We start from the raw sequence: 26,818 nt of genomic DNA on the forward strand, positions 1-26,818 counted from the left end.
AAAAGGTGGGCGGCGATGAAAACTTTGAGCCCGGCAGTGGCGGTTGGTTTCATCGCATATTGCTTATGCCGGCAGGAAGGAGCAAGGGCCGGCTCAGCGAAAGTCCCGGCTGCGCACACTGATGCCCGACAGCAACGGGGTCAGGTCGGTCAAGCGCCCGGCGATCAGGTGCCGAACCTCGCCCACCGCCTCCCAGCGGCCATCCACCTTGAGCAACCGCGAGCCCACCAGCGCCTGGCGTTGGCGCTCGGCCAAATCGCGCCAGACCACCACATTGATATTGCCGAACTCATCTTCCAGGGTGACGAAGGTAACGCCGCTGGCCGTGCCCGGGCGTTGTCGACCGGTGACCAGGCCGGCGACGCTGACGTTGCGGCCATGCTCAACCTGCAGCAATTCCCTGGAACTGCGGCAACGCCGCGCGCGCAGTTCATCGCGCAACAGCGCCAACGGGTGTGGGCCCAGGGTGGTGCCGACGCTGGCGTAGTCGGCATACAAATCTTCGCCGACTGTCGGTTGCGGCAGCTCCACCACCGCCTCTTCCGGGCTGGCGATACCGGCAAACAGGCCCAGTTGTTTCTGCACCCCGGCCACCTCCCAACGCGCCCGGTGCCGATGCCCGGCCAGGCCGCGCAAGGCACCGGCATCCGCCAGCAGTTCCTGGGCGCGAGTGTCCAATTGGGCACGCTCGCCCAAGTCGGCAATATCAAAAAACGCCCGGGCCTGGCGCGCCATTTCGATACGCCGGCCATCCTCTTCGCGAAACCCGGAGATCATGCGCAAGCCCATGCGAATCGCCGGTTGCTGGCCTTCGATCGGCTCAAGGCTGCAATCCCAGTCACTGGCCTGCACATCCACCGAGCGGATCTGCAAATGATGGCGACGGGCGTCCTGCAGGATCTGGTCGGGGCTGTAGAAACCCATGGGCCAGCTGTTGATCAGGGCGCAGGCGAACGCTGCCGGTTCATGGCATTTGAGCCAGCAACTGGCATAGGTCAGCAAGGCGAAACTGGCGGCGTGGGACTCGGGAAAACCGTAGCTGCCAAAGCCCTTGATCTGCTCGAAGATCTGCGCGGCGAAGGCTTCGCTGTAGCCGTTTTTCAGCATGCCGGTGCGCAGGCGTTGCTGATGGGGTTCGAGGCCGCCGTGGCGTTTCCAGGCGGCCATGGAACGGCGCAGTTGGTCGGCTTCGCCGGGTGTGTAATCGGCGGCGACCATGGCGATCTGCATGACCTGTTCCTGGAACAGCGGGATGCCCAGGGTGCGTTCCAGTACGGACTTGAGTTCCGGCGACGGGTAGGTGGTTTCTTCCTCCTTGTTCCGCCGCCGCAGGTACGGATGCACCATGCCACCCTGGATGGGCCCCGGCCGCACGATGGCGACCTCAATGACCAGGTCGTAGAATTTTTCCGGTCGCAGGCGGGGCAACATCGACATCTGCGCCCGCGACTCAATCTGGAACACGCCGATAGTGTCGGCCTTGCTGATCATCGCGTAGGTTGCCGCGTCTTCCTTGGGCACCGAAGCCAGGCTCAGGTCCCGGTTGCGATGGCGGCGCAGCAGGTCGAAGCAGCGGCGAATCGCACTGAGCATGCCCAGCGCGAGGATGTCCACCTTGAGCAGGCCCACGGCGTCGAGGTCGTCCTTGTCCCACTGGATGATGGTGCGCTCGGCCATGGCGGCATTTTCCACCGGCACCAGGGTGTCCAGCGGGTGTTCGGAAATCACGAAGCCGCCGGGGTGCTGGGACAGGTGCCGGGGGAAGCCGATCAGTTGCTGAGTGAGTGTGAGCACCCGGCGCAGCACCGGGCTGTCGGGGTCGAAACCACCTTCGCGCAGGCGTTCCAGGGGCGGTGCTTCGTCGCTCCAGCGCCCACAACAGTCGGCCAGGGCGTTGACCTGATCCGGCGGCAACCCGAGGGCCTTGGCCACGTCGCGCACCGCGCCGGCGCCGTGGTAGCTGCTGACCACCGCCGTCAACGCGGCGCGGGTGCGCCCGTAGCGCTGGAAGACGTATTGCAGCACTTCCTCACGGCGTTCGTGCTCGAAGTCCACGTCGATGTCCGGCGGCTCGTTGCGTTCGCGAGACAGGAAGCGCTCGAACAACATGTTCATCAGGCTCGGGTTGATCTCGGTGATGCCCAGGGCAAAACACACCGCCGAGTTGGCCGCCGAGCCACGGCCCTGGCACAGGATCGAACGGCTGCGGGCGAAGCGCACAATGTCGTGTACGGTGAGGAAATAGCTTTCGTAGCCGAGGTCGCTGATCAGTTCCAGTTCGTTATTGATCTGCTGGAGGGTCTTGGCGTCGACCCCTTTCGGCCAACGCTGGGCGATGCCTTGCTCGGTCAAGCTGCGTAACCAGGATTTTGCATCCTGGCCTTCAGGTACCAACTCCCTGGGGTATTGATAGCGCAATTGGCCGAGGTCAAAGGTGCAACGCCGGGCAATGTTCAGGGACTCTTCCAGCAAGTGCGCCGGGTACAGCGCGGCCAATGCATCGAGGCTGCGCAAGTGCCGTTCACCATTGGGATGCAGGCGCGCGCCGGCTTCGGCCACCGGGACGTGGTGACGGATTGCGGTCATGGTGTCTTGCAACGCACGGCGACCGCGCACATGCATATGCACATCGCCGCAGGCCACCGCCGGCAGGTGCAGGCTGGCGGCCAGGTTCAGGCGTTGCTCAAGGTGACGGGCATCGTTCTGGCCGCAATGCAGTTCCACCGCCAGCCACAGGCGATCGGTGAAGGTGCTGCACAGCCATTGGATATGGGCCTGGGTGTCGGTGTCTTCGACCATCCATAACGCGAGCAAGCCGTGTACCGCGGTGAAGTCTTCCTGCAGCAACCGGTAGTGACCTTTTTCCGCACGGCGACGGGCGATGGTGATCAGCCGGCACAGGTGTTGATAGCCTTCCAGGTTCTCCACCAGCAGCACTAGCTTGGGGCCGTTTTCCAGGCGCATCTCGCTGCCGATAATCAGCGGCAACCCGACTTCCTTGGCCGCTTGCCAGGCACGGACGATGCCCGACAAGGTGCATTCATCGGTGATGGCCAGCGCCTCGTAACCCTGCTGCCTGGCCCGTTCAAACAGCTCGCGGGCACTGGAGGCGCCCCGCTGGAAACTGAAGTTGGACAGACAATGCAGCTCCGCGTACTTCATGCGAACCAGCCTTGCAGCCACAGCGTGCCGCTTTCGCCCACGGTGCGGTAAGCCCAGCCCTGCTGGCCGGCGCGGGTGCGCACCAGGTAGTAATCGCGGCGCACATCGGCGCCATCCCACCAGCCGGACTCGATGCGTTCCGGGCCCATCAGGATGTGTAGACCTTGCTCGGCCAGAGGCGTCGGTTCATGCAGCAACCAGCCCGGGCGCTGCACGTTATTTGAGGGGGTACACGGGCGAGTGTCGGCACCGGCTTGCCAGGCGCATTCGGGGCGGTGGTCGGCGTGAAACCGCAGGCCTTGCACCGCTTCATCCCCCAGCCGCGCCCGCAGGCGTTCGCGCAGTTGTTCCCACGGCAGGGTTTGTTGCGGGCGCTCGTCGAACAGGTCCTGGCGCTGGGGCACAAACACCGGCAGGTCCTCGGCCACCAGGCGAAAGCCGCGCACCGGCGAGGTGACTTGCACTTGCTCCAGGCGCCCACGGGCCAGTTCGAACAGCATCGCCGCGTCACGCTCGGCGCTGAGCAGGCCGACCTTGATCACGCTGTCGGGCTCGGCCGCGTGCTCCAGGTGCAGGTCAAAACGCTGCACGCCACTGTCGCGGCCACACAGGAACGCCGACAGGTCGCCAGTCAAACGGCGCAAGGGAAACAGCAAGGCCTGGTGGGACAACACATCAAAATTCAGCTCGATGCGCACATCAAACCGGTCCGGCGGCTGGTAGAACGCCAGCGCCAGGGGCCGTTGGCCGCACAGTGCATCGAGGTGCTTGAGCAGCGCAGCATCGAAGCGCCGGGCCAGGGTATGCCGAGGCAACGCCTGCACCTGGGCCAGGGTGCGCAAGCCCATGCGCGACAATGCGCTGGCGGCTTGCGGGTCGAGGCCGGCGCGGTCGATGGGGATCGGTGCCAGGGCGTGTTGCAGGTATTGCTCATCGGCCACGGCCAGGCCGTCGTAGACATTCGCCAATATCCGCGCCGCCGCCGGGTTCGGCGCGGCGACGATGCGGTGACGAAACCCCAGTTCGGTCAGCTCCTTGCGCAAGCGTGCTTCGAGCAACGGCCACGGCCCGAACAGGCCCAGGCTCGACTCGATCTCGAACAGCAACGCCCGTGGGTAGAACACGCTGACCTGGGAGCTGAAACGGTAGGCCCAGGCGGCGAGAAACTGCTGCCAGTATTCGATCTGCGCCGGGTCGTATTCGGCGCAGGCGAACGCCTTGGTCAAGGCATGGGCCGCCGTCAGGGATTGGCCGGGGCGCAGGCCGAGTTTGCGCGCGGCGTCATTGACGGTTTGCAGCACCCGCCGCTGCGGCGTGCCGGCCAACAGGGCCAATGGCTGATCCGGTTCGGGGCGCAGACGCAGCACCCCGTCCAGCGCCAATTGCGGGAACACAATACACACCCAGCGCATGCCAACCTCAGTGCCCAAGCGCAATGGGCGCGGGATGGGCCAGGCCACCCCGGCACTTGAGCACCCGCACTTGCGCAGGGCTCGCCTCAACCGCCAGGCGCAACGCGGCCGGTGACGGGTTGATGGCCTCGTTCAAGGAGCGCCAGGCAAAGGCCAGGGTCTGGCCGGTTTCCGCCGCCACCTGCAAGCGGCGCAAGGCGCGGTCATCGGCCTTGCGCGGCCAGCACAGCACCGCGCCACAGCTGCCGGAACGCAGGCATTGCTCCACTGCCCACAAGGCATCGCGTTCATCGGCCTGGATCACTGACAGCTGGCGCACATCCACCCCGGCGTTTTGCCAGGCGTGGGGGTACGGCGTGTAGGGCGGCGCCACCAGCACGATGCGCTCACCGGCCGCCGCCAACCGTGCCAGGGTCGGCCACACCAGCTGCAACTCGCCCACGCCCTCCTTCGCCATCAGGATTTCGCTCAACGCCGCTTCCGGCCAGCCACCGCTGGGCAGCACCGCATCCAGGGCCGCAAGCCCGGTGGGATGGACGCTGGCCGGCGGCGCGGCGGGCCGGCCTTTCCAGACCCGGCCGCCATTGAACAGCGAGTCCAGTGCAACGACGGCGCCCATCAGCCTTGCCTCACCAGGCCGCAGAACACCCCTTCGATGGCCAGGTCCTGATCGGGCCGCACCACGATGGGTTGATAGGCGGGGTTGCGCGGCAGCAGGCGCACGCGCTCGCCCACGTGTTCGAAACGTTTGATGGTGACTTCACCGTCCAGGCGTGCCACCACGATCTGCCCGTTCAAGGCCTCGGCACTGCGGCGTACGCCTACCAGGTCGCCATCGAGGATGCCGTCTTCGATCATCGAATCGCCCTGCACCCGCAGCAGGTAATCCGGGGTTTTCGCGAACATGCCCGGGTCGAGCAATAGACGGTTGTGCACTTCGGCATCGGCGCCAATAGGCAAACCGGCGGCCACCCGGCCGAGCACCGGAATATCCAACAGCTCCGGCCGCGCCGGTTGATTGAGCAGGCGGATGCCGCGCGCCTGGTTGGGATTGACCTCGATAAAGCCGCCCTCGGTCAGCGCCAGCACATGCTTGCGCGCCACGCTGCGGGAGGCAAAGCCGAACGCCTCGGCGATCTCGGCGAGGCTGGGAGACTGGCCTTGCTGCGCGATACGGTCGCGGATAAAGGTCAGGATGGCGGTACGGCGGGGCGTTAGATTCTTCATGGAGTACATTTGTACTCCTGTGGGAATTTTCTGGCAATATCCGTCAGTCGCTTCCCATGCAGCCACCGGAAAAGTACCCGCCAAGTTGACGAACGGTCTTTCGAATGTTCAGATGCCGGCCTGTTTCAGGTGCCTCATGCCGCCGTGCATGGGGTGAAACGGGAAACCGGTGCCGCTCTTTTCGAGCCAGTCCGGTGCTGCCCCCGCAACGGTAGACGCGTGACCCCTTCGACACACCACTGTGGCCTGCGCGCCATGGGAAGGTGAAGGTGTCCATACGCGTGAGCCCGGAGACCGGCCTGGAATTCTGTTTGGCAAAATCCTGCGGTGGGCGGGCATGGGCCGGTATTGGCGTGTGCTCGGTGCCTACTCGTGCGTGCTTTTCGCGAAAGATACTTTTCCGAGAAGACTATGATTCGACCTTACACTACTTCCGTGCCCAGCCTGTTGCTCGGCTGCCTGTTCAGCCCCCTGCTGCTGGCCGACGACCCTCCCCTTGAGCTCAAGCAGCAGATCATTTCCGCACCTTCGGTGGAATCCACTACCGTGGCCGACATGGCCCAGTACGGCAGCAAGGTCGAGATCGTCACCCGCGAACAGATCGAACGCGCCGGCCCCGCCGCCGATGTGTCGCGCGTGATGCAGATGTTCATCCCCGGCCTGTACGTGGCACCCAAGAATGGCCCGTTCGACTACGGCACTTATTCCCTGCTGGGTGGGCGCAACGACGACACGTTGATCCTGCTGGACGGCGTGCGCCTGAACAACCGCCTGTACGGCGGCCTGTACCTGGACACCCTGCCCGCCAACGCCATCGAGCGCATCGAAGTGCTCAAGGGTGGCCAGAGCCTGCTGTTCGGCACCCAGGCGGTGTCGGGGGTGATCAACATCGTTACCCGCAGCCCGCAAACCCGCGAGGCGTCCGGCGAGGTGAACCTGGGTGCAGACACCTTCGGCGGCACCACCGGCGACGCCCGGATCGAGAAGATCTTCAACAACGGTTTTGGCGATCTTGGCTTGCTGGCCTACGTCAGCCGCAACGTCTCCGAGGGCTACCAGCCGTTTCGCAACCGCGACATGAAAAACGTCAGCGACAAGAAGCGCTCCTACGAAGTCACCACCTTCGGCACCAAGGCGATCCAGTCGTTTGGCGATGACACGCGCCTTGAGCTGTTTTACCAGTACGCCGACGCCAACCTCGATTTCGCCCGCCCGGTGGACAACCACAAGACCACCAACGACCGCGTGCAACAGATCGCCACGGCCACCTTCGAGCAAACCCTCAACGAGCGCCTGAGCTACTTCGTCAAAGGCCATATCAACGATTGGGACACGCGCTATACCCGCATCAACAATATCGAAGGCGGCGGCACCCGGGCCATCAACCACAACGACTACTGGGGCTTCACCGACTGGGGCGTGCAGGCCGAAGGCAAGGCCGTGTTGCCCGGTGAGCATGTGCTGGTATTCGGTTCCGACAACCAGTGGTTCAAGGGCCAGGACGATGTATTGATCATCGACGACAACAAGGCCCAGGCCCACGCGCTGTACACCCAACTGCGCCCGAATATTGAAGCCCTGCCGAACTGGCACCCGAGCATCGGCGTACGCCACGAAGCCATGAGCGGCGGCGACAGCGCCACTGTCGGCATGCTCACTTCGCTCTACGACCTCAACGACAACTGGGCCCTGCGCGGCCAATACGGCACTGCCTACAAACTGCCAAACGCCGAGCAACTGTTCGTCAACGAAGACGATGAGAAAGGCAACCGCAACCTCAAGCCGGAGAAGAGCCGCAACGCCGAACTGGGCATCGACTACAAGGGCAGCCTGCTGGCCCGGGACTTCAGCGCCAGCGTCACGCTGTTCAAACGCAAGATCACCGACCTGATCACCCTGGACGATATCCAGTGGGTCAACGGCCAGGGGCAGATCCAGATGCGTGGTTTCGAGGCCGACGCCAAGCTGCAGCTCAATGAACAATGGAGCGTGCAGGCCGACATGACCCGCAACCTCACCGAGTCCCGTGCGGGTGTCACCATCAACGATATCCCGGGCTTCTTCGCCCGCTCGCGGGTCGGCTATGAATCGGCGGACCGCCTGTGGGGCGCCGGCACCGCCGTGCGTTACATCGGCGATATCGTCAGCTCGAAAAAGGTCGAATACGGCAACTACACCGTGGTGGATGCCGACGCCTATCGCTACCTCGACAACGCCCACCAACACCGCGTGAGCCTGCTGGTAGAGAACCTGTTCGACCGCGACTACGTCACCAGCCGCGCCAGCAACGTCGACAACCTCGGGCGGCCGTTCACCTCCGAAGTACGCTACACGTATCGCTTCTGATGAGTACGCCCGTGGAAACTCATCCGGACTGGTCCCACGTGCCTGACCACGCCCGTCACGTGTTCCTGTGCACTGGCCCACGCTGTACGCAGCGTGGCGCGCTGCAACTGTGGAAAACCCTGCGCCGCCACCTGCTGCAACACGACTGCATCGAAAAGCCTGGCGGCGTGCTGCTGACACGCACCCACTGCCAGTTCCCGTGCAACCTGGGGCCAATCGTGACGGTGTACCCGGACACTTGCTGGTACGGCGTGCACAACAAAGACGATGTGCAACGGCTGGTGGAAGTGCATCTGGTGGGCGGCGAAGTCGTCGAGGATCTGCTGATCAAGGAGCGCCCATGAAGGCCTCGTGGCTGCTGCTGGGCGCCCTGCTCTGCGCGCCATCGGTATTGGCCGACAGCTTTCGCAACTGCAACCAGGATTGGACCGCCGCCCACTCACCGCCTTCGCGCATCGTGGCCCTCAACCAGCATGCCGCAGACCTGCTGTTGGCGCTGGATGTCGGCCCGGCCTTGGTGGGCGTGGCGTATCTGGATGACAACGGTGTGGCCCACCGACACGGCGAGTATTTCGGCGTGCCGGTGATTGCGCCCAAGTACCCGTCCAGCGAAGTGCTCTATGCGCAGAAACCGGATCTGGTGGTCGGTGGATTCGCCACTGCCTTTGGCACTGGTGTCACCTCCCGCACAGGGTTGGCAGGCAACGGGGTTGGGTCGTACTTGCTGGAGTCGGCGTGCGACGGGCACTCGCTGGATTACTTCGGGCATATTCGCAACGACCTGTTTACCCTCGGCGCCCTGGTGCACAAACAGCAACGGGCGCGGGCGTTGAGCGATGCCATGGACGCCGACCTGGCCAGTGCCCAGGCCCTGGTGGGCGAAGGTAAACCGATGTCGGTGTTCTACCTGGACAGTGAGGTCAACGGGCTGGACAGCGAAGGCCGGCGTGGGTTCGTCACCACGTTGGTGGCGGCCGCTGGTGCGCGCAATTTATTCGCCGGGATCAACCAATACCGCGTCACCGTGAGCAGCGAAACCCTGCTGATGAGTGACCCGGATGTGATCTTGCTGGCGGATGCGCTGTGGTCACCGGCCAGCCGCAAACGTCAGTTGCTGACCACCGACCCGGTGCTGTCGCGTTTGCGGGCGGTGCGGGAGAATCGGATGATCGATATTCCGTTTACCCATTTGGTGCCCACCGCGAATAGCGGCCGAGTCGTGTTGGAGTTGGCGAGGCAATTCAAACAACTGGCTGAATAATTCACGAGCGAAGCGTCTGACCAATTTCCTCAGTCCATGCCACCGACCAAAGTTGTGAAACGCTGTAGGTTTCCAATGCTGAGCGCTTCGTACTTTTAATCGCCTCCAGCTCCTGGCCTGACAGATCAGGGTGATAGAGCTCGCACTTGGTGACCGAGATATCACTCATCCCGGCCTCAGTGACTACCGGCTCGACCGCACCACCATCCCACCTGGGAAAGCCGGGCCCCCAAGACGAAAAAAAGGGGCGATCAATGATCGCCCCAAATACAACGAGAGGTCCTTTTCTAAAACTACAAGCTGATCTGCTGGCGCTCCTCATCCGTCAACCGCGCCCGCGCCTGGTCACTCAACGGTCCGGCGCCGAGTACCTGCACCGGGCTGTTGGGGTTGTAGCCCGAGGTCTTCTGCCCGTCCTCCGGCTTGCGCTCCACTGGCTCGCTGCCAAAGCTCAACACTTCCACCGTGACAATCGACGCCCGGCCCTGTTTGGCCGCCGCCTGCTGGCTGCGCGCGGCATCTTCCGCCGCCTGGGACGCCGCCGCACCGGCTGCGCTCGCCGAGGTCATGGCCCCGGTGTTTACCGCCGCCGACACCGGCACCCCGGACGACTTGCCCTGGGTCTGGATGTTGGCGGCGTTTACGACGCGCAACGCGGCAATGTTGATGTTGCCCGAGACCCGAATCCCCGCCTCACCCGCATCGATGGTGCCCAGCGGGGCGATCAGGTCGATGTCTCCGGCCGGCACTTCCGGAATCGGGTTCAAGGTGGCAATCCCCGCCCCGGTGCTCGGCACCGCCGGCGACAGGGTCACGTTGCCCCAGTTGTCGTAGACACGCTTGGGCGGCGTGTACACCACGGTGGTCTTGGATCCGCGACCGGCGTTGATGTCGCCCTCGCCGGACCAGCCCATGATCGAGCCGCCGAAGGTGGTCATGATGCGGCTCTGGCCCAGCAGGATGCTGCCCATGGAATACAGCTGGATATCGCCGGCGCCCTGGGTGATCACACCGGCGGTGGACGGCGGTGCCGCGCCTTCGATGCCGAAGGTCTGCCCACCGCCCGGGGTGAGCATCTGGATCGAGCCACCGAAATTGGTGTGTACACCCGAGCCGCCGAACAACGTGATATCGCCCTTGTAGGTGATCGGGTTGCCGGCCACGTCCTTGTCCGGGAACAGCGCGGCAATCGCTGCACGCCCCCGTACATAGCTGCCCTGGCGCACACCGCCCACCGCGTTGTACTCACGGCCGGCGGCCTTGAGTTCGGCGAAGTACACATCACGGGCGAACACCCGTTGCTGTTCAGCGGGCAGTGCGGCGTAAACCGCGCGGGCCTGCTCGCGGGTGCCGACGAAACCGAAGCGCTCGGCGAGCCAGGTGACCAGTTCGTTCTCATAGGTCTTGGCGACCTTGCCGCCCTGGATCGACAGGGCTTCGCCTGGCTGGACGAGGTTGGCCGGGTCCAGGTAGGCCTCGACAAAGCGCCGGTAATCCGGGCCGTTGGGGCCGACGCCAGCTTGCATGACGATGCCTGCGCCAGGGCGGTTGTCGCCCGCGACCACCGGGCCCAGGCTGGTGATGCTGACTTCGCCGCCCTTCGCCGGGTCACGCCCGGACATCAGGATATTGCCGCCCGCCGTCACTTCCAGCAGGCCAGGACCGGCAACCTGGAAGTTGCTGTACAGAATGTCGCGCCCGGCGGAGACGATGGAGATGTCAGTGGGGTTGTTGTGGATGAACAGGTTGCCGGTCGACTGCTCGCTGACCGCACCAGGGGCCGTATTAAAACGGCTGCCACTGCTGACAATGTCTCGCCCCGCCATCATCCAAACTGGCCCGTTACCCTCATACCAGGTCTGCCCTGAATGCAAAAACGTGGGGGAAGAATTGAACGTCAGGGTCCGGCCGCTGCTGACCCCCACCAGATCGCCGGTCAAGGCATAGAACCGCGCCGGTTCCGTTGGCGCGTAAGCGGCTGCCGACGCCGTGGCGGAGCCAAAGGCAAACAAAGGACGCGGAATGGAACCCGACGAGCTACCGTTCTCCGACAGATTGTTGCCATCGGCAACCACCTGACCATCAATGGTCCCGACGAACGCCGGCCGCCAAGGTGTGGCCATGATGCTGGGGTCGGCCCCGGAAGGCGTGACAAACATACCGCCCGCATAAATCGAGTCATGGGCCAGGAATTGCAACTGGCTGCTGGCACCGGGGGCGAGCACCAAGGCATTTATCGGACTCGTATCGGCTTGGTACCCCAGGACGGCGCTTCCGTAATAAATACTGCCGCCAGCCGCCGTCGCTCGAACGATCGATGGGTAGACAGTTGCCAGGTCGGACGCTGCGGCGGAGACAGATGGCGTCACGTTGCCCCCCGCTGAAAACAGGTCGATTGCCGTGTGCCCGGTCCATAACGAGAACCAACTTTCGCCGGTCCCACTCGTCCCGCCACGGGTAAACGATGAGTTGTTCAGCAGGACGACACGGCCCGGGTCAATCACTTGCTGCAGCACCAGGTCACCCAATGTGGTCAAGTTGAATGTGGCATCCCCCGGCACCAGGGTGATGCCCCCCACTGCCCGGCCACGGGTCGCCTGGAACGGATCGAATGCGCGGGTTTCGCCCGGGCTCTGCTCAGAGCTGTTGCTGCCGTAGGTCAGGTCGATCCGGCCCGTGGTCGCACTTTGCAGTTGGACATTGCCCCGGATATTCACCAACTGGCCGTTCTGATCGTTTACATCAACCACGCTGCCAGGGTTCAGGGCGCCACCGATACGCACCCGCAGATCACCACCGCCCGTCAACTGCAGGCTGCCATCACCGGCAACCCGCCCGGTACTGCCGACCGCCAGCACCAGCCCCTGGCTGCGCGGGTTGGCAGAGGCCGACATTGGGTTGCCGTCCATGCGCCGAAGCACACCGGCATCCCCGCCTACCTGTACATCCACGTCACCGCCGCCGAGGGTGCCGAAACCGGTAAACCCGACGAACGCATCAGCCTTGGAGGCGTTGGCGGTATAGCTACCGAAATTGATCCACCAGGCCGTCGGCTGCGCCTGCCCGCCGGTGTTCACCGTGCCGCTGCCCTGGCGCCACAGCCAGTTGGCCACATCGGCGGAGTCGATGCCGTTATCCAGGGGGTTGGGCCGACTTGGGTTGAAGACGCCTCCCAGGATATTCCCCGTCAGGTTGCCCCCCACGTTCACGCTCAAATTCCCCCCTGCCTCCGGGTACCAGGCACGGTACAGGCTGTCAGATGAGCCGTTGACGAACTGTTCAAAATAACTGTTGGTATCGTTCAGCACCGTCTTCGCGCTGTTCAGCGCCTTGGGCTGGTTGTAGGGGTCACTGGCACCGGTTGCAGTGGACGATGTACCGGCGGTGTAGACCCCGTACAGGGAGTCCATGCTCAAGTTGCCGGCGCTGAGCAGTTCGAGGTCGCCCGTACCGGTGCGAATCACACTGAAACGGCTGCTGGAGGGGGTCGCCGCATACTCTTTGCCGCTTTGGGCCTGGCAGTAGGCGGGCGAGCTTGCACAGAACTCATCGATGGACGGGATACCGAACTGGTCCAGGATGCTTTGCTCGATCGGCGTTCCGACGGTGACGATAATCCCGTTGTCCGCCAGGTCCTTGGCGCCGAATTCGGTCCAGACATAGCCAACTTTCACGGCGCAGTACGCCGGATTGCCCCCACAGAAATCATCAATCGAACCCAGCCCGAAATCATCGAGGATCTTTTGGTCGATCGGGTCGCCTTCCTTGACCACCACCCCATTGGCCGCAAAGTCCTCCACCGCGAAGGCGGTCCAGGTCAACTTGCCCTTGGCGGGCATCTCCTTGGCAAACATGCCGTAGTGGCTGTCAGCCAAACGCAGGTCGCCGCTGCGCGGATGGGCTTGCAGGATGCGGCTGTCGGCCGCCTCGGTGTCAGCACCTGCAACCAACCGCAGCGTCCAGGATTGCGAACCTTCGGCCAGCATCGGCGAGAGGGCCCACAGCTTGCCCTGGCGCCCCGCCACTTCCGGGCGCAACGCCACCGACTCAGCCCCGCCCGGCAACTTGACGTTGGTGCCGGAAGGAATCAACGCGCCGCGCGGCAGCGGTATGTCGCCATTGAGGGTCACGTGGTTTTGCGTCGGGTTAAGCGCCTCGTAGTTCGTCGGCAACGGCACCCCTTTGGGCCAGGTCAGCGCCCCGAGCCGGGTGTCCTGGGTCAGCAGGCTGCCGGCGTCCAGCTGTGAGCCGGCCGCCAGGGTGTGTGCCTGGCTCAATAACGTGCCTGCGGCAAACAGCACATTGCCCGCGCTGTCGAACACTGCTGCGGCCAGTACCGTACCGGCAGGCAGCGTCAGGTCCTGGTTCAGCGTCGCCCGGGTCGGCAAGCGCGTACCGGCGGCCACGCCCACGGCCTTGATCGGCAGGTCGTAGTTGAGCACCGTGCCCGCCGGGAAGGTCGTGCCGTCCGCCAGGGTGATGCCGTTACCCGGCACGATGATCGTGCCCCCGGTAAAGTCGATACCCGGCAACAACACCCAGCCCTTGTCATCGACGGTCTGTGGTGGCGGTGCAAAACCGTCGTTGATGCTGCCGTAAATATTCAGGTCGCCACCGGCGCGCAGGGTCAGGCTGCCCGACTCACCGGAGCCATACACCGAGGTTTTCTGGCTGTTGGGGTTGAGGCTGGCGTAACGGTAGCCGGACAGGTCCAGATCGCCCTGCACCACCAGGTCACCGTCCGCGGTCTTGCTGACGATTTCCACGCCCGGGCGCAGGTGGAAGGCATCGGCGTAGGTTGCATTGTTAAGCCCGGCGAGTTTGTTTTGCAGCAGGTTCTGGTTGAGCAATGCACCGTTGATAAAGGCCGTGCTCAGCACATGCTTGCCATCCAGGTAGGCCTGGTCGATCTGTTGGTAAGGCCGCCCGCTGGCCGTCGGATCGGTGACCAGTGGCGCATCGTCGTAACTGATCATGCCGTTGAGGGTGATCGAGCGCGCACCCTGGATCGTCAGGCGGCCATGGGCATCGATGTTGATGTCGTTGCTGGTGCCATCGACGTTGATCAGCCGTGGTGCATTCAGTTCCAGGGTGCCGCGATTGCGCCCGTCATTGCCCTGGACCGCCTCGGTGCCGTGGCGCAGGTCGATGCGTGCGCCATCGGCCAGGGTCAGTTGACCGGTGCCGGAGCCGAGCACCACCATGGCCCGGTTGGGCGAGTCGATGATCTTGCCGTAGCTGTCCACCCGCAGCTTGCTGCCATGGGCGTCGAGTACCGCGCCGCCGTCCAGCGTCAGGCCGTGCTTGCCGGCCAGGTTGATGCTGCCGACGCGCTCGCCACTGGCGTCCACCAGGCCGGTGACCCGCAGGCTGCCGTTGTCCACGGAGACGTTGACGGTGCCGGCCTTGAGGCCATTGCCGATGGTCAAGTCGCCCTGCTTGAGTTGGAAGCTGCGTGTGCCGAACACCTGGCCTTGATTCAGGCGCTGGTTGAGGTCGGCGAACTGCTGGTCCAGTGAACCGCTGCTGCCCAGGCGCTGGGCCTGGATTTCCACGGTACCGGCCTCATAAGGCATCGTGGTCCCGCCCGCATCGTAATAGCCACTGCTGCCGGCGAGGATCGTGCCTTGCAGGTCGACGATACCGCCCGCCGCGTCCACCGCAACCGCCCGCAGTTTGCCGGCCTGGTTGTTTTTGGCCGAGAGGTCGATGGTCGAGCCGGCAGCCTGCAGTATGTTGCCGCTGCGGCTGTCCAGCAGCACCGTGCCGCCCGCGCCGTACTGGGTCACATCGTTGAACACAGTGGCGCCACCGGCCACGTCGATCAACGCCGCATCCGTCAGCACCACATCACCCCGGGCGCCCAGGCTGACTTTGCCGCTGGGCAGCACTACCGCCGTGGCCAGGCGAATGCTATCGCCTTGCAGGGACAGTTCGGCGCCCTGGCCGTCGGCCTTGCCACGCGCCCCCACGGACGCTGCAATATCAATCGCCCCACCTGCGGTGATGCGGTTCACCGAACCGGCTTCGCCGGTCATCAGCGGGGTGAGGATATTCAGGTCGCCGCCGCTGTACTGGAAGCCCTTCACCGGGTCATAGGCGCCCTGGCTCTGATACACCGAGAGGCTGCCCTTGTGGTTGGCGGTAATGCGCTCGCTGGCATTGAGGTTCACGCTGGCAAAGCCCAAAGCCAGGCGATCGAAACTGCTCACGGTGTTGGTCTGGGCAAAGGCGCCGTAGCCGAACTCAATACGCTCGGCGTTGATATCCAGGCGCCCGCTGCCAGTGCCCGCCCCGCCGGCGATCACCGAGCCCGGTGGGGTGGTCGCGCCCTGCCAGATCAGGTTGGCGGTATGAATGTTGGCCACGTCGCCAGCGGCACCGGCACCGTAGATCGCCGGAGTGGAGAGCATCAGGTTGCTCAGCCGCGACTTACCCGTCAGTGGGTCATAGGTGTCCAGGGAGGTACTGCCGTAGAAGTTGAAACTGTCCCGCGCCGAGAGCTGCAGGGTTTCCAGGGCCGGTGCACCGAACTGTGAATCACCTTTGAGCAGGCGATCAAGAAGCGCCTGGGTGAGTGTCAGGCCGGCCGGCAACTGATTGGCCACAGCGGCAGCGGCCAGGGCTTGGGCGCTGCCGAGGTTAATGGTGTTGACCCCCAGGTTGAGGTGACGGGTGCCGTAGCGCACCTGGTCGCCCAACTGGAAGGTATTGTTGGTCAACGCCACGATGCTGCCTTCGGAGTACAGCCCGGTTTGCCCGCTGCACAGGCCCGTGTCACACACACCGATGCTGATCCCGCCGCTGGGCACCGTCGTATTGAATGCAATGACATTGAGCAAGCCGTTGGACGCCGCCAGCATATTGGTGACTTTGTAGATAAAACCGTCACGAGCGTCGTAGCTGGCTTTGCCACGGCCGATGGTGTTGATGGATGCGCCCTGCTCCAGGACGATCGCGTTGGTGTCACTCAACAAAAAGACTTCCGGCGCTGCGAGCGTCACACCTTCCCGAAGCGTGACGGTGCTGTTGGCCCGACTCGTACCGCCAGCCAGGACGATGTAATTCCCGGACTGGCCATACGTAACTGCCGTCATCCCCCCCACCATCAAACGCGAGGCTCCCAAGGCGTTGAGGCTCTCATCGTTGAAGGTAATGCCGGAAAAACCGCTGGTTGCGGAACTGCCCGCCGCGACGACTTCAATACCCAGTTTGCCTGGATCAATCACCGCCACCGCGCCGCCATAGCCACCCGTCGCGGCCTCAAAACGGCCTATGCCCTGGAACGAAAACGCATCAGCGCCGCCCCCTGGCCGCAAGGCCAGTTTCAGGGTCTTGGCGTCGACGGCGAGCATCGGGCGTGGCACACCCTGTTTCGCAGCGTCGGCCATGGCGAACTGGGCGTAGCTGGTTTCGTTGTATTGGGAATAGCGACGCAAGGTATCGGCCGAGGTCAGAATCAACTGGCTGGCAACGCTGTTGCCGATCCCGGTGTTGGCGATGGACAAGCGCCCGGCGGTGGACCAGGAGCCATTGCGCATGCGCTGGGTGGCGGCATCACTGCCGAGCCCGGCCAGGCCGTTGATCTCGACGCGGAAAGCGCCGGGCATCAAGGCGTAGGTGGACGGCATCAGGGTATAAGTGCCCGCCGGCAGCCCCGGCACTCCGGCGCCGATGGTGACCTGCTGGCCCACCAACGGATCGACTGCGCCTTTCTCCGGTGCCACCGGCGCCGCGCCAGGCTGCACCCCGGGCACGATGGCGTAAATCGGGTTGGTGCCCAGGCCCGGCAACACAAAACCGCCATTGGCACCAAACTGCACCAGTGGGCTGTAGCGCGCATCCGTAGAGCCTCCGCGCCCGGAAACGAAACCGGCCCCCAGCAATTCGCCGCCGCCCGACAGATCCAGGGTAGCCTCAGGCTGCACCTGCACCGACTGGCCGCCGAGAATCACCCCGACGCTGAGTTCCGCGTCCTGGTTGACCAGCCCGCCCTGGCCGACAAACGTCACGGTCTTGCCGTTGTACTTATAGACCTGCCCGTCCAGGGTGCCGCCATACGGCAGCACCAGGCCCCTGCCGCTCACCGACGTCACGCTGCCCGGCAGCAATTGCACCTGGCTGCTGCCCATGCTGCCGATATCGATCAACCCCAGGGGCGCCCGCACCACACCGCCCTGCCGCACCGTCGCGGCGCCCAGTTGCAGGCGCCCGAATGCCGAGTAAGGCACCGCGGCATCCGTGTTGCCGGTACGGCCAATGGTCAGGGTGCGCAGCGGGTCGAACGTGATGTTGAGGCTGTTGAATTCGCTCAGGTAGCCGGCAATGACCCGCGCACCGACCTCCGTGGCCGGATACAACTGCGCCGCCCGCAAGGTCATGTCGCCCTGGGTCAATAACTGGGTGCTGACCCTCAAGGCCACGCCGTCCGGGTTCGCACCCGCCAGGAAGCGCAGATCGCCCTGGCTGGTCAGGTTGACCTGATCAAAGCCGCGACGCTCAAGGCCGACCAGGCTGTCGTCGGCCTGGCGCAGTTTGCCCTTGCTGCCAAACAACACGCTGCCGCGCACATCGATCAAGCTGCCGCTGGCATTGAACTGCGCCTCGGTGGCGCGCAGCGAGGGTAACGGCAACACCGACACCGGGTTCACGTAGAATTCCCGGGCCGGCGAATCCATGCCGGACAGCAGCAGAGACGGTGCCGACAGATTCACCCGGGCATTGGCTGCCGCGCCCTCACTGAGGTTGAAGGCACCGCTGTACAGGCGCAGGCTCTGGCCCATGTTCAAGGACACATCGCCGTCGAAACTCAACAGGCCGTTGCTCATCAATGCCAGGTTGTCGAAGCCGCCCGCACTGACCTGGTCGACGCCCAGGCGAGCGTGGCCGTATTCCAGGCTGTCGGCCGCGTCGGCGGCGGTGCCGACGAGCGGGTGAGCCTGATGGGTCTGGCCGAGCACCAGTTCACGCACCTTCAGCACGCGATCCGTGACACTGCTCTTGGTGTAATACGGGCTGTCCAGCGCTACGTTCAGGCTGCCGCCCGCTGCGCCGGCACCGCCGGCCCGGGCCACCAGACTGCCGTCCAGGTACAAGCCATTGTTGGACGCCAGGCTGATGCTGCCGCCATTGCTGGCCACCCGGGTTGCGCCCTGCCCCGGCACATCCAACACCGCTTGCGTGCCCGACGCGTCCAGCCGGGCGCCCTCGCGTACCACCACAAACAGGTCGCTGGCAGTGACCGTGCCGGTGCTCAGGTTGATCTCGCCACCGATGCTGATCTTGCCGCCGTCACGGACCAACCCGTATTGGCTTCCACGATTGTCCACGGCGGTCGCGGCCCGGGCGGCGACATCGATCAGTGCGTTTTCACCCAGCCAGATGGAGCGGCCGTGGCCAACCGCGTTGGCCGGCTCGAACGCGCGCGTGGTCAGGCCGTTCAGGTTGACGCTGCCACCCCAGGCATTGAGCGTGCCGTCGACCGTCAGTTGGCCGATGCTGCGCAGGTTGATCGACTGGCCCGGGTCGACGCTGATCACCGCGCCCTTGCCGACCACCAGCGCGGTTGTCGGCAGTTGCTCGGCAGGCGACTCCAGGTGGCCGGCGGAAAGGGTCAGGCTGGCGCCACGGCGTTGGCTGAGTACGCCCTTGCTGGCGTCTTCCTGGTAAAGCGGCGGGGTCCAGCGCTCCATCACGCTGGCCGCATCGCCGCCACCCGGCGTCGTGGCGGCCTGCTCCGAGAGCCGGTAGGCCGGCACGTTCACATCCACCTGAGTACCATCGGCGACCAGCAATCCTTCGTTGCCGGTAATGTCATAGGCCGAAAAACCCTTGTTGAAAAAATCCCCGGCCAACTGCAAGGTCTTGGCATCCGGCGCCTGCGGGCTCTGGCCGATCTGCACCTTGTTGGCCTGCAAGGTCAGGGTGCCGCCTGCGCTGACGCCATAGCCGCGAATCTCGGCGCCCAGGTCCAAAGCCCCCAGTGCGCCCACGGTCACGTCGCCGCCCTTGCCGCCCCGGACTTTGCCATCCAGGCCGATGGTCGCCCCGGACGACGTTTCCACCAGGCTGCCCGCCGCGAGGTTCACGTCGCCGGAGCTGCGCAACGACACCTTGCCACCGTTGATATACGCCACCCCGTCAGTGGCCGAAGGGTCCAGCGCCAGATTATTCCAGCGCCCGGAACTGTCCAGCTTGACTCCGGCGGCCACATCGAGCCGGCCGATACCCGGCAGAATCACATCGCCAACGACATTGGAGCGATTGAGGTCGACCTGATTCAGCAGGTTGCCCGCGTTGATGCTGCCGCCGTGGGCCGTGAGGTTGGCATTGACTGAAACCACGGGGCCGAACAGGGTGATGTCGCCGCCGTCAGCCACCTTGAGTGCGCCATTGATGTCAATCTGCTGCTTTGCGCCGACCTTGATCGCGCCCAACCGGTAGCCATTGAGCTGGTCACTGTCGAGCACCAGTTTGCCCTGGCGTTCGGTCGGCAGCGCAGTGGCCAGGTCCAGGCCGTCGGCGATTTTTTGCGTGCTGCCCTCGATCAGCACCTGGTCGATGGTCGGGGTCAAGGCGTAGCGCAAGGTGCCGGTGGCCTTGTTGTACACCGGCGTGTACTGGCCAATGATCAACTGCGCCCGCTGGGCCATGGCCTGCTGTGACTGCTGATAACCATCAAGGTTGATATTCGGTGCCTGGGTCTGGCGATCGCCCTGGAATACATCGCTGATCAACTGGCCTTCCAGCACCGCGTTGGTGGTGCCCACCACCAGCTTGCCGGCGTCGCGGCCCACGGTGTAGCCCGCCTCGTAGCGGCTTTGCTGGGCCACCAGCGGGTTGTAGTAGAAATCGCTGCGGCCCCAGCGGACGCTGGTGTCTTCAAAGCCCTTGTAGATCCCCGCGTAGAGAATGTCCCCGGGGGCTTTCGACAGCTCATAGAGCTGGCCGTCAGGCCCCTTGAGCCAGGTCTGGCGGATGTAGCCGGCCTGCACATCGACGGTGCCGCCCGACAGATTGACTTGGGCACCCTGCTGGGTCACCACGTCCTTGCCGGTGAACGTCACAGTGCCGCCCTGGGCCATCCACTCGCCGACCGAGTGGCCCTGGGTGCCCAGGTAACCGCCGACTTCCAGCAGCCCGCCGGCGGTGTACCAGCGGTCCGTCGCATAGCCGTTGGTGCCGGCCGGGACGAACACCAGGTCCCGCAGGTCGACCCACACGTCATTGTTGATCAATTGCCCGCCGTCACGGTTGGCGGGCGCGTCGCGCTGTTCGTTGCCTTGCACGTTGATCTTGATGTTGTTGGCTTCCATCGCCACCTTGACGCCAATCGCGCCGGACACGTCGATCATCGCGCCGTCACGCACCAGGCTGCGCTGGCCGGCACTGACCGCCACCTGGCCGCCGGTGGCCAGGGTGATCGAGCCTTTGCGCAAATCCACAGTGCCGCCGCTGACGATCTCGATCCGCGACTGGTCGGTGCGATCGGCCACCGCGCTGAGGTTGTTGAACTGGCCGGTGATCAGGTTGGCAGGCAAGCCGTCGAGCTTGATCAGGCCGTTGTCCTTCTGGCTGTTGAGGGCGGTGCTGCCGCTGGCGTCCAGCAGGATCGCCGTGGTACTGCCCTCGCCCAGGGTCACGCTGGCGCTGGTGTCGCTGGCGGCGTTGAGCAAGTGAATCGTGCCGCGGGTATCCACCGAGGTGCTGGCCAGGGCCACGCCGTTCTGCTGCACCTGGTGCCCGGTGAGGGTGATGTCGCCGGTCGACGCCATGATCAGGCCGCTGTTGCTGACCTTGCCCGACGTGCTGCCGGCCTTGAGGCTGGTGGCCACTTCATTGCCACGGGTGGTGGAGCGGTCGTTGCCGGTGGTGCCGACGCCCTTGCGGATATAAAAACTGTCGCCGGCGGCCAGGGTGGCCTGGCCCCTGGCGGTGATGATGCTGCCGGCGTTCTCGACCTCCGAGCCGAGCAGCAAGGCGTAGCCACCGGCGTCGGTAGAGGTGGCCGGGTTGTGAGTCTGGATCAACGCGCCGCGCTGCACCTCGACCTTGCCCGCCGCGTCGGTGAAAGTCGGCTGGGTGCCGTTGGCATCCACATAGATCCCGCGTTGGGTGAATTGGTCATCGGTGATGGTGGCGGCGGCCGCCACCAGGTTGCGCACATTGACCTGGCTGCTGCCGCTGAAGATCACCCCGTTGCGGTTCATGATCATCACTGTGCCAGGGGCGTTGATCTGGCCCTGGATTTCGCTGGGGCGCGCGTTGGGGTCGTTGACACGGTTGAGCACGGCCCAATTCGATTGCTGCTGGAAATCGACCGTGGTGTTGCGTCCGACGTTGAAGGTTTCCCAGTTGAGGATCGCCTTGTCGGCGGTCTGCTCGATGGTCACCGTGGTCTTGCCACCGGACTGGCTCTGGGTCGGGCCCTTGGCGTTGGTCCAGCCCTGGGTCAGGCTGTTGTCCACCTGCAAGCCGCCCTTGCCGAGGCCGTCGGGAATCGTCGAGACCTGGCCGAGCGCCGCTTGCCGGCCAGCGGCCTGGGCGGCCTGCTGGGCCGCAATCGCCGCGACACTGTTGTTGAGCGTGCTGATGGAACGTGACAACTGCTGGTTCGCCCGCGCCTGCTGATTCAACGACGGAATCCCCGGCACCTGCGCCCCGTTGAGGCGGGCCGCTGTCGCCGCCTGGGAGGCACCCTTGTCGGCAAACCAGCCGGAGCTGAACGCTGTCGCCGCGTGGGCGCTGCCTGCCACCATGAACAAGGCAATCGCCTGGGCCAGGGGTTTGAGGCGCAGGATCGTCTGGCCGCCAGGGCCTTGGGCATTCAGGTTGACCGGTGGTTTGCAGCGGACCATCAGGAAGCTTCCTTCTTTGTTTTTGCCCATAGGGAACTGGCGACGTGCGTCACGTATGGGAGTTAGGCGGTTGGCGAGGGGCGGGACTGAACTTCTGTCATGGAAAGTTCATGTAAGGCTGATAGCCGAGCCGCAAACGCAAAAATCAGCAACGGCACAGGCCGTTGCTGATCGGGTGTTGCCGGTCGGTAAAAGCGTGGGTTACAGCGGACGACCGATGGCGTTGCAGACATCAGACTTGCCGATGCTCAGCGCGCTGGTTGCGGTAACGAAGTTGCTGGTGATCGCGGCTTTCCAGGCAGCTGGCAGTGGCACGAAGCGGTTGGCCTTGATCGCGTTGTCGTTGCTGTTCAAGGCGCTGGCACCGAAGTGACGGGTGAAGAATGCACGCACTTGCGAGGTCTGGGTGGCGTCGGCGTAGCACTGGCTGAAGATCAGGTTGGTGAAGCCCAGGATCGGATAACCGCTGCTTGGGTAAGGCACGACGCTTGGGTCGTTGGCATCGGCGGCGGCAGCAAACACCGGTACCCAGGCGTTCTGGTTGGCGACGTTGGCAGCAGCCGGTACGGGCACAGCAGCGATGGCGGCGGAAACGTTATCAGGGGCTGGAGAAACACCGGCGACCTTGGCCACTTTGGTGGCGTCATCCAGGCCAGCCAAGGTAGGCGCGGCATAGTCCGGGCTCATGTAGGTGATGCGACCATCACCGGCGTTCAGCGCGGTCATCACGCCTTGGCTGGTGACGGCAGGCACGGCGCCTGGTGGCACGCCGAAGCTGTCCGCGAAGTTGGTGGTGACCACAAATTTCTTGGACTCATTGACGCACTTGGCCGCCAGGAAACGGGTGAACAGCTCGGTGGTGCCACTGGCTTCGTTACGGTAAACCACCACGATATTACCGGTGCGACCGGTAGCCGGGAGTTGGTTCCAGGTGGTGATGCGGCCCGAGAACACGCCGCACAGTTGATCAACGCTCAGGTCAACTGCGTTGGTACCGGCCTTGTTGAATGGAATGGCAACCGAAGTGGCGACCGAAGGCACTTGAATCAGCTTGCCCCAGGTCGCTTGTTTGGTGGAGGCGTAGGTGGACAGTTCAGTCGAGGTCAGCTTCGAGTCGCTGCCCGCCCAGTGAACGTTCTTGGTGCCGGTGCCGAACTGGCTGTAGTCGTTGTTCAGGAACGCCAGTTTGCCCTTGCCGCTGCCCACGCCGATGTACGGGGCGAAACCGGCGGTCAATACGCCGGAGGTCTGGTACAGCGGTTGTGGCAGGGTGGCGCCGCCGCCGTTGATGTCTGCCATGGCAGCCTGGGCCGAGCACAGTGCAGCGAGGGTCATGGATACCGCGAGAACGTTGCGCTTAAACATGAAGAAGCTCCTTTCGTCGTGTTTGTACGTTGGGGTAGATGACGCTATGGCTTCGGTCCCGGGCTGTGTTCCGGGGGGTACCCAGGGGTGAGGCCATGGGTATGAAATTTCGCAGCATCCGATGACAGCTAAAGGAAAAAACCTCGGGAGGAACGGCTTGATTTTTAAAAAGATTCTCGGGTGTTTTGGTCACACTTTTGAGCGGTTTGGGGGTGAGGTGACAGCGAGGTTTCAGCGCGGATTTCGAGGACCGGGCTGGAGGCGTTACGGGCCGCGTGGTGGGGTTGGGCAGATGACAGAATGAGGAACCCGAGGTTGGGACCCGCGTGTCGGGCGCGCGAAAATAGTCTTGAAGAAACGCAGTTCAAATGTGGGAGCGGGCTTGCTCGCGAAAGCGGTGGATCAGGCGCGACATGTGTTGACTGACACACCGCTTTCGCGAGCAAGCCCGCTCCCACCTTTTTGACCGCGTTTCGTCAGCAGTCAGGTCACCAGTTGGTTGATTTCGATGATCGGCAGCAGCACGGCCATGACGATGACCAGCACAACGGCGCCCATCACCACGATCATCAAGGGTTCAAGCAACGCCGTCATGCCCATCGCCCGACGCTCGATATCCCGCGACAGGGTTTGCGCCGCGCGCTCGAGCATTGGCGGCAGCGAGCCGGTTTTTTCGCCGCTGGCGATCAGGTGGATCAGCACGGGCGGAAAGACCTTTTCCACCGCCAGCGCAGGAGCCAGGTTGACGCCCTCGCGCACCTTGGCCGTCGCGTCGCTGACACACTGGCTCAGGCGGTCGTTGGACAAGGTCTGGCGCGCCGCTTCCAGGGCGCGCAACAACGGCACGCCCGCCCCGCCGAGAATCGCCAGGGTCGAGGCAAACCGCGCGGTGTTGAGGCCCAGTACAAAACGCCCGATCAACGGCAGGCGCAACACCCGGCTGTGCCAGCTCAACCGCGCCACGGGGTTGCGCAGGTACAGGCGCCAGCTCCAGAAACCACCCACGATCCCGGCAAAACACAGCCAGCCCCAGGCGCGGATAAAGTCACTCGCATTGAGCATCGCCAACGTCAGCCCCGGCAGGTCCTGGCGAGCCTGGGAAAACGCACTGACCACCTGCGGCACCACGTAGCTGAGCAGGAAAATCACAATGCCGATGGACACCAGCCCCACCACGCCCGGGTAGATAAACGCCGTGAGGATCTTGCCCCGCAGGTTGTTGCGCTCCTCGATGTAGTCGGCGAGGCGCTCCATGACCTGGGCCAGGTCGCCGGACTCCTCCCCCGCCGCGATCAGCGCCCGATAGATCGACGGAAAGTCCCGGGGCCGGGCGGCCAACGCATCGGCCAGGCGCATGCCGCTGCGCACATCGGCGCGCACCGCGCTCAAGGTCTGGGCAATGTGTTTTTTCTCGGCTTGCTCCACCGTGGCGCTCAACGCGGCCTCCAGTGGCAAGCTCGCACCGAGCAGGCTCGCCAGCTGGCGCGTGGCCCAGGCCAGGTCATTGTCCGAGAGCTTGGCGCTGAACCGGCTGCCACCGCCGGCACGCTCGCTGTTGTTCTCGACCTGCACCCGCAAGGCCGTCAGGCCACGGCTGCGCAGGTGGGCAAAGGCGCCGCTCTGGCTGTCTGCCTCAAGGTGCCCGGACTCCAGCTTGCCGCTGGCGTCGGCGGCTTCGTAGCGGTATCGGTTCATCAGGCGTCCCGTGTTACGCGCAGGATTTCTTCGGGGGCGGTGGCGCCGCTGCGTACCCAGCGTTCGCCATCTTCACGCATGCTGAACATGCCGGCGCGGCGTGCGGCGGCCTTCAAGGCCTGCTCGCCGGCGCCCTGGTGGATCAGCCCGCGCAGCTCGTCGTCGATGCAGAACAATTCATGGATACCGGTACGCCCGCTGTAACCGATCTGGTTGCACTGCGCGCACCCGACAGGCCGCCAGGTGCCGGGCGCGGCCGGGTCTTCCTGCTTGCAGTGCGGGCACAGCCGGCGCACCAGGCGCTGGGCCAATACGCCGAGCAGTGACGAGGCCAGCAGGAACGGTTCGACGCCCATGTCGATCAAGCGGTTGACCGCCGAGACGGCGTCGTTGGTGTGCAGGGTGGCGAGCACCAAGTGGCCCGTGAGCGAGGCCTGGACGGCAATTTGTGCGGTCTCCAGGTCGCGGATTTCGCCGATCATGATGATGTCCGGATCCTGGCGCAGGATTGCCCGCAGGGCCAGGGCGAAGGTCATGTCGATCTTGGCGTTGACCTGGATCTGGCTGATGCCCGGCAGGTCGTATTCCACCGGGTCTTCGACGGTCAGGATATTGCTGGTGCTCGCATCCAGCCGGGCCAGGGCGGCGTAGAGGCTGGTGGTCTTGCCGCTGCCGGTGGGGCCGGTGACCAGCACGATGCCGTGGGGTTGGCGGATCAGGGTGTCGAGTTTGGCCAGGACGGCGGGGTCCATGCCGAGGGTTTCCAGCTGCAGGCGGCCGGCTTGTTTGTCCAGCAGGCGCATCACTACGCGCTCGCCATGGCCGGTGGGCACGGTGGAGACGCGGATATCAATGGGGCGACCGGCCACGCGCAGGGCAATGCGGCCGTCCTGGGGCAGGCGTTTTTCGGCGATATCGAGTTGGGCCATGATCTTGATGCGTGAGACCAGGGCGCCGTGCAGGGCCTTGCGCGGGGACACCACGTCACGCAGGGTGCCGTCGACGCGGTAGCGCACCACGGAGTGGGTTTCGTAGGGTTCGATGTGGATGTCGCTGGCTTCGTCGCGGGCGGCCTGGGTGAGCAAGGCGTTGATCATGCGGATCACCGGGGCGCCGTCCTGGGTGTCGAGCAGGTCGGTGATTTCGGGGATGTCTTGCATGAGGCGGTCGAGGTCGACTTCGTTTTCGGCGGCGCCCACGACGGCGGCGGCGCTGCCGGTGTCGGCGTAGGCAGTGGCCAGGAGGCCGTCGAGTTCGTCGTCGCGCACCTGGATCAGGTGGGTTTGGCCGAACTGGCGGTGGACTTCGCTGATGGACCAGCCGGGGGTCGAGGGGCAAATGGTCAGCGTCGGGCCCTGGGTTCCCGGGTGAAGGAGGATGCGTTGGGATTTGGCCCAGGCGTAGGGCAGGAGGCTCATGCTTTTGGGCTTCGTTTGGTTGAGTACATATCCATTCCTTCGGTTACGGCTTCGATTGGTTCCGCTCTTACAGCG

Annotated in this window: 12 protein-coding genes and 1 riboswitch; of the genes, 3 read left to right on the plus strand and 9 right to left on the minus strand. The window is 64.5% G+C overall.

Annotation, left to right across the window (positions count from 1 at the left end; genetic code table 11):
* Nucleotides 1-93 precede the first annotated feature (93 nt).
* From HX805_RS18690 to lexA, 4 genes are read right to left on the minus strand one after another with little or no spacing between them, the layout of a single operon-like run.
* Entirely contained in the window at nt 94-3,183 is a 3,090-nt protein-coding gene (locus tag HX805_RS18690) for an error-prone DNA polymerase (protein WP_371317079.1), read from the minus strand.
* Nucleotides 3,159-4,574, minus strand: a complete 1,416-nt coding sequence (locus HX805_RS18695) for a DNA polymerase Y family protein (RefSeq protein WP_177117166.1) — start codon at nt 4,572-4,574, stop codon at nt 3,159-3,161. Before HX805_RS18695 ends, HX805_RS18690 begins: the two co-directional genes overlap by 25 nt.
* Nucleotides 4,575-4,581: 7 nt before the next feature.
* A complete protein-coding gene (gene imuA / locus HX805_RS18700) occupies nt 4,582-5,193 on the minus strand; it encodes a translesion DNA synthesis-associated protein ImuA (protein ID WP_008432576.1) in 612 nt (203 codons plus the stop codon).
* On the minus strand, nt 5,193-5,810 hold the full coding sequence (lexA, locus tag HX805_RS18705; RefSeq protein WP_003210482.1) for a transcriptional repressor LexA: 618 nt from the start codon (nt 5,808-5,810) through the stop codon (nt 5,193-5,195). The genes imuA and lexA overlap by 1 nt, the downstream gene beginning before the upstream one ends.
* A 101-nt stretch (nt 5,811-5,911) precedes the next feature.
* Nucleotides 5,912-6,119: riboswitch (cobalamin riboswitch) on the plus strand.
* 93 nt (nt 6,120-6,212) lie between these two features.
* On the opposite strand from lexA, the gene HX805_RS18710 reads away from it, so the two are divergent.
* From HX805_RS18710 to HX805_RS18720, 3 genes are read left to right on the plus strand one after another with little or no spacing between them, the layout of a single operon-like run.
* Complete coding sequence (locus HX805_RS18710; protein ID WP_177117167.1) at nt 6,213-8,147, plus strand: TonB-dependent siderophore receptor; 1,935 nt, start codon at nt 6,213-6,215, stop codon at nt 8,145-8,147.
* An 11-nt stretch (nt 8,148-8,158) separates the two neighbouring features.
* Nucleotides 8,159-8,491 carry a ferredoxin gene (locus HX805_RS18715; RefSeq protein WP_008432571.1) on the plus strand — a complete coding sequence of 111 codons (333 nt, stop codon included), beginning with the start codon at nt 8,159-8,161 and terminating at the stop codon, nt 8,489-8,491.
* Nucleotides 8,488-9,408 (plus strand): ABC transporter substrate-binding protein, encoded by a 921-nt coding sequence (locus HX805_RS18720; RefSeq protein WP_177117168.1) that lies wholly within the window; start codon nt 8,488-8,490, stop codon nt 9,406-9,408. Before HX805_RS18715 ends, HX805_RS18720 begins: the two co-directional genes overlap by 4 nt.
* Before the next feature lies 1 nt (nt 9,409).
* Here the strand turns inward: HX805_RS18720 and HX805_RS18725 are convergent, their stop codons facing one another.
* The 5 genes from HX805_RS18725 to gspE all read right to left on the minus strand — a co-directional run bounded on the left by HX805_RS18725 (nt 9,410) and on the right by gspE (nt 26,743).
* Nucleotides 9,410-9,577 carry a hypothetical protein gene (locus tag HX805_RS18725; RefSeq protein WP_177117162.1) on the minus strand — a complete coding sequence of 56 codons (168 nt, stop codon included), beginning with the start codon at nt 9,575-9,577 and terminating at the stop codon, nt 9,410-9,412.
* Nucleotides 9,578-9,701: 124 nt separating this feature from the next.
* The gene (locus tag HX805_RS18730; RefSeq protein ID WP_177117169.1) at nt 9,702-22,265 is read right to left on the minus strand and encodes a filamentous hemagglutinin family protein; all 12,564 of its coding nucleotides are present in this window, start codon (nt 22,263-22,265) and stop codon (nt 9,702-9,704) included.
* A gap of 201 nt (nt 22,266-22,466) precedes the next feature.
* Nucleotides 22,467-23,630: a substrate-binding domain-containing protein gene (locus HX805_RS18735; RefSeq protein WP_003210472.1), complete on the minus strand. Its 1,164-nt coding sequence runs from the start codon at nt 23,628-23,630 to the stop codon at nt 22,467-22,469.
* 483 nt (nt 23,631-24,113) lie between these two features.
* Complete coding sequence (gene gspF / locus HX805_RS18740; protein WP_003210470.1) at nt 24,114-25,325, minus strand: type II secretion system inner membrane protein GspF; 1,212 nt, start codon at nt 25,323-25,325, stop codon at nt 24,114-24,116.
* On the minus strand, nt 25,325-26,743 hold the full coding sequence (gspE, locus tag HX805_RS18745; RefSeq protein WP_003210467.1) for a type II secretion system ATPase GspE: 1,419 nt from the start codon (nt 26,741-26,743) through the stop codon (nt 25,325-25,327). The genes gspF and gspE overlap by 1 nt, the downstream gene beginning before the upstream one ends.
* Nucleotides 26,744-26,818: the final 75 nt, after the last annotated feature.

This window comes from Pseudomonas sp. G5001 (genome assembly GCF_013385475.1).
GTDB lineage: Bacteria > Pseudomonadota > Gammaproteobacteria > Pseudomonadales > Pseudomonadaceae > Aquipseudomonas.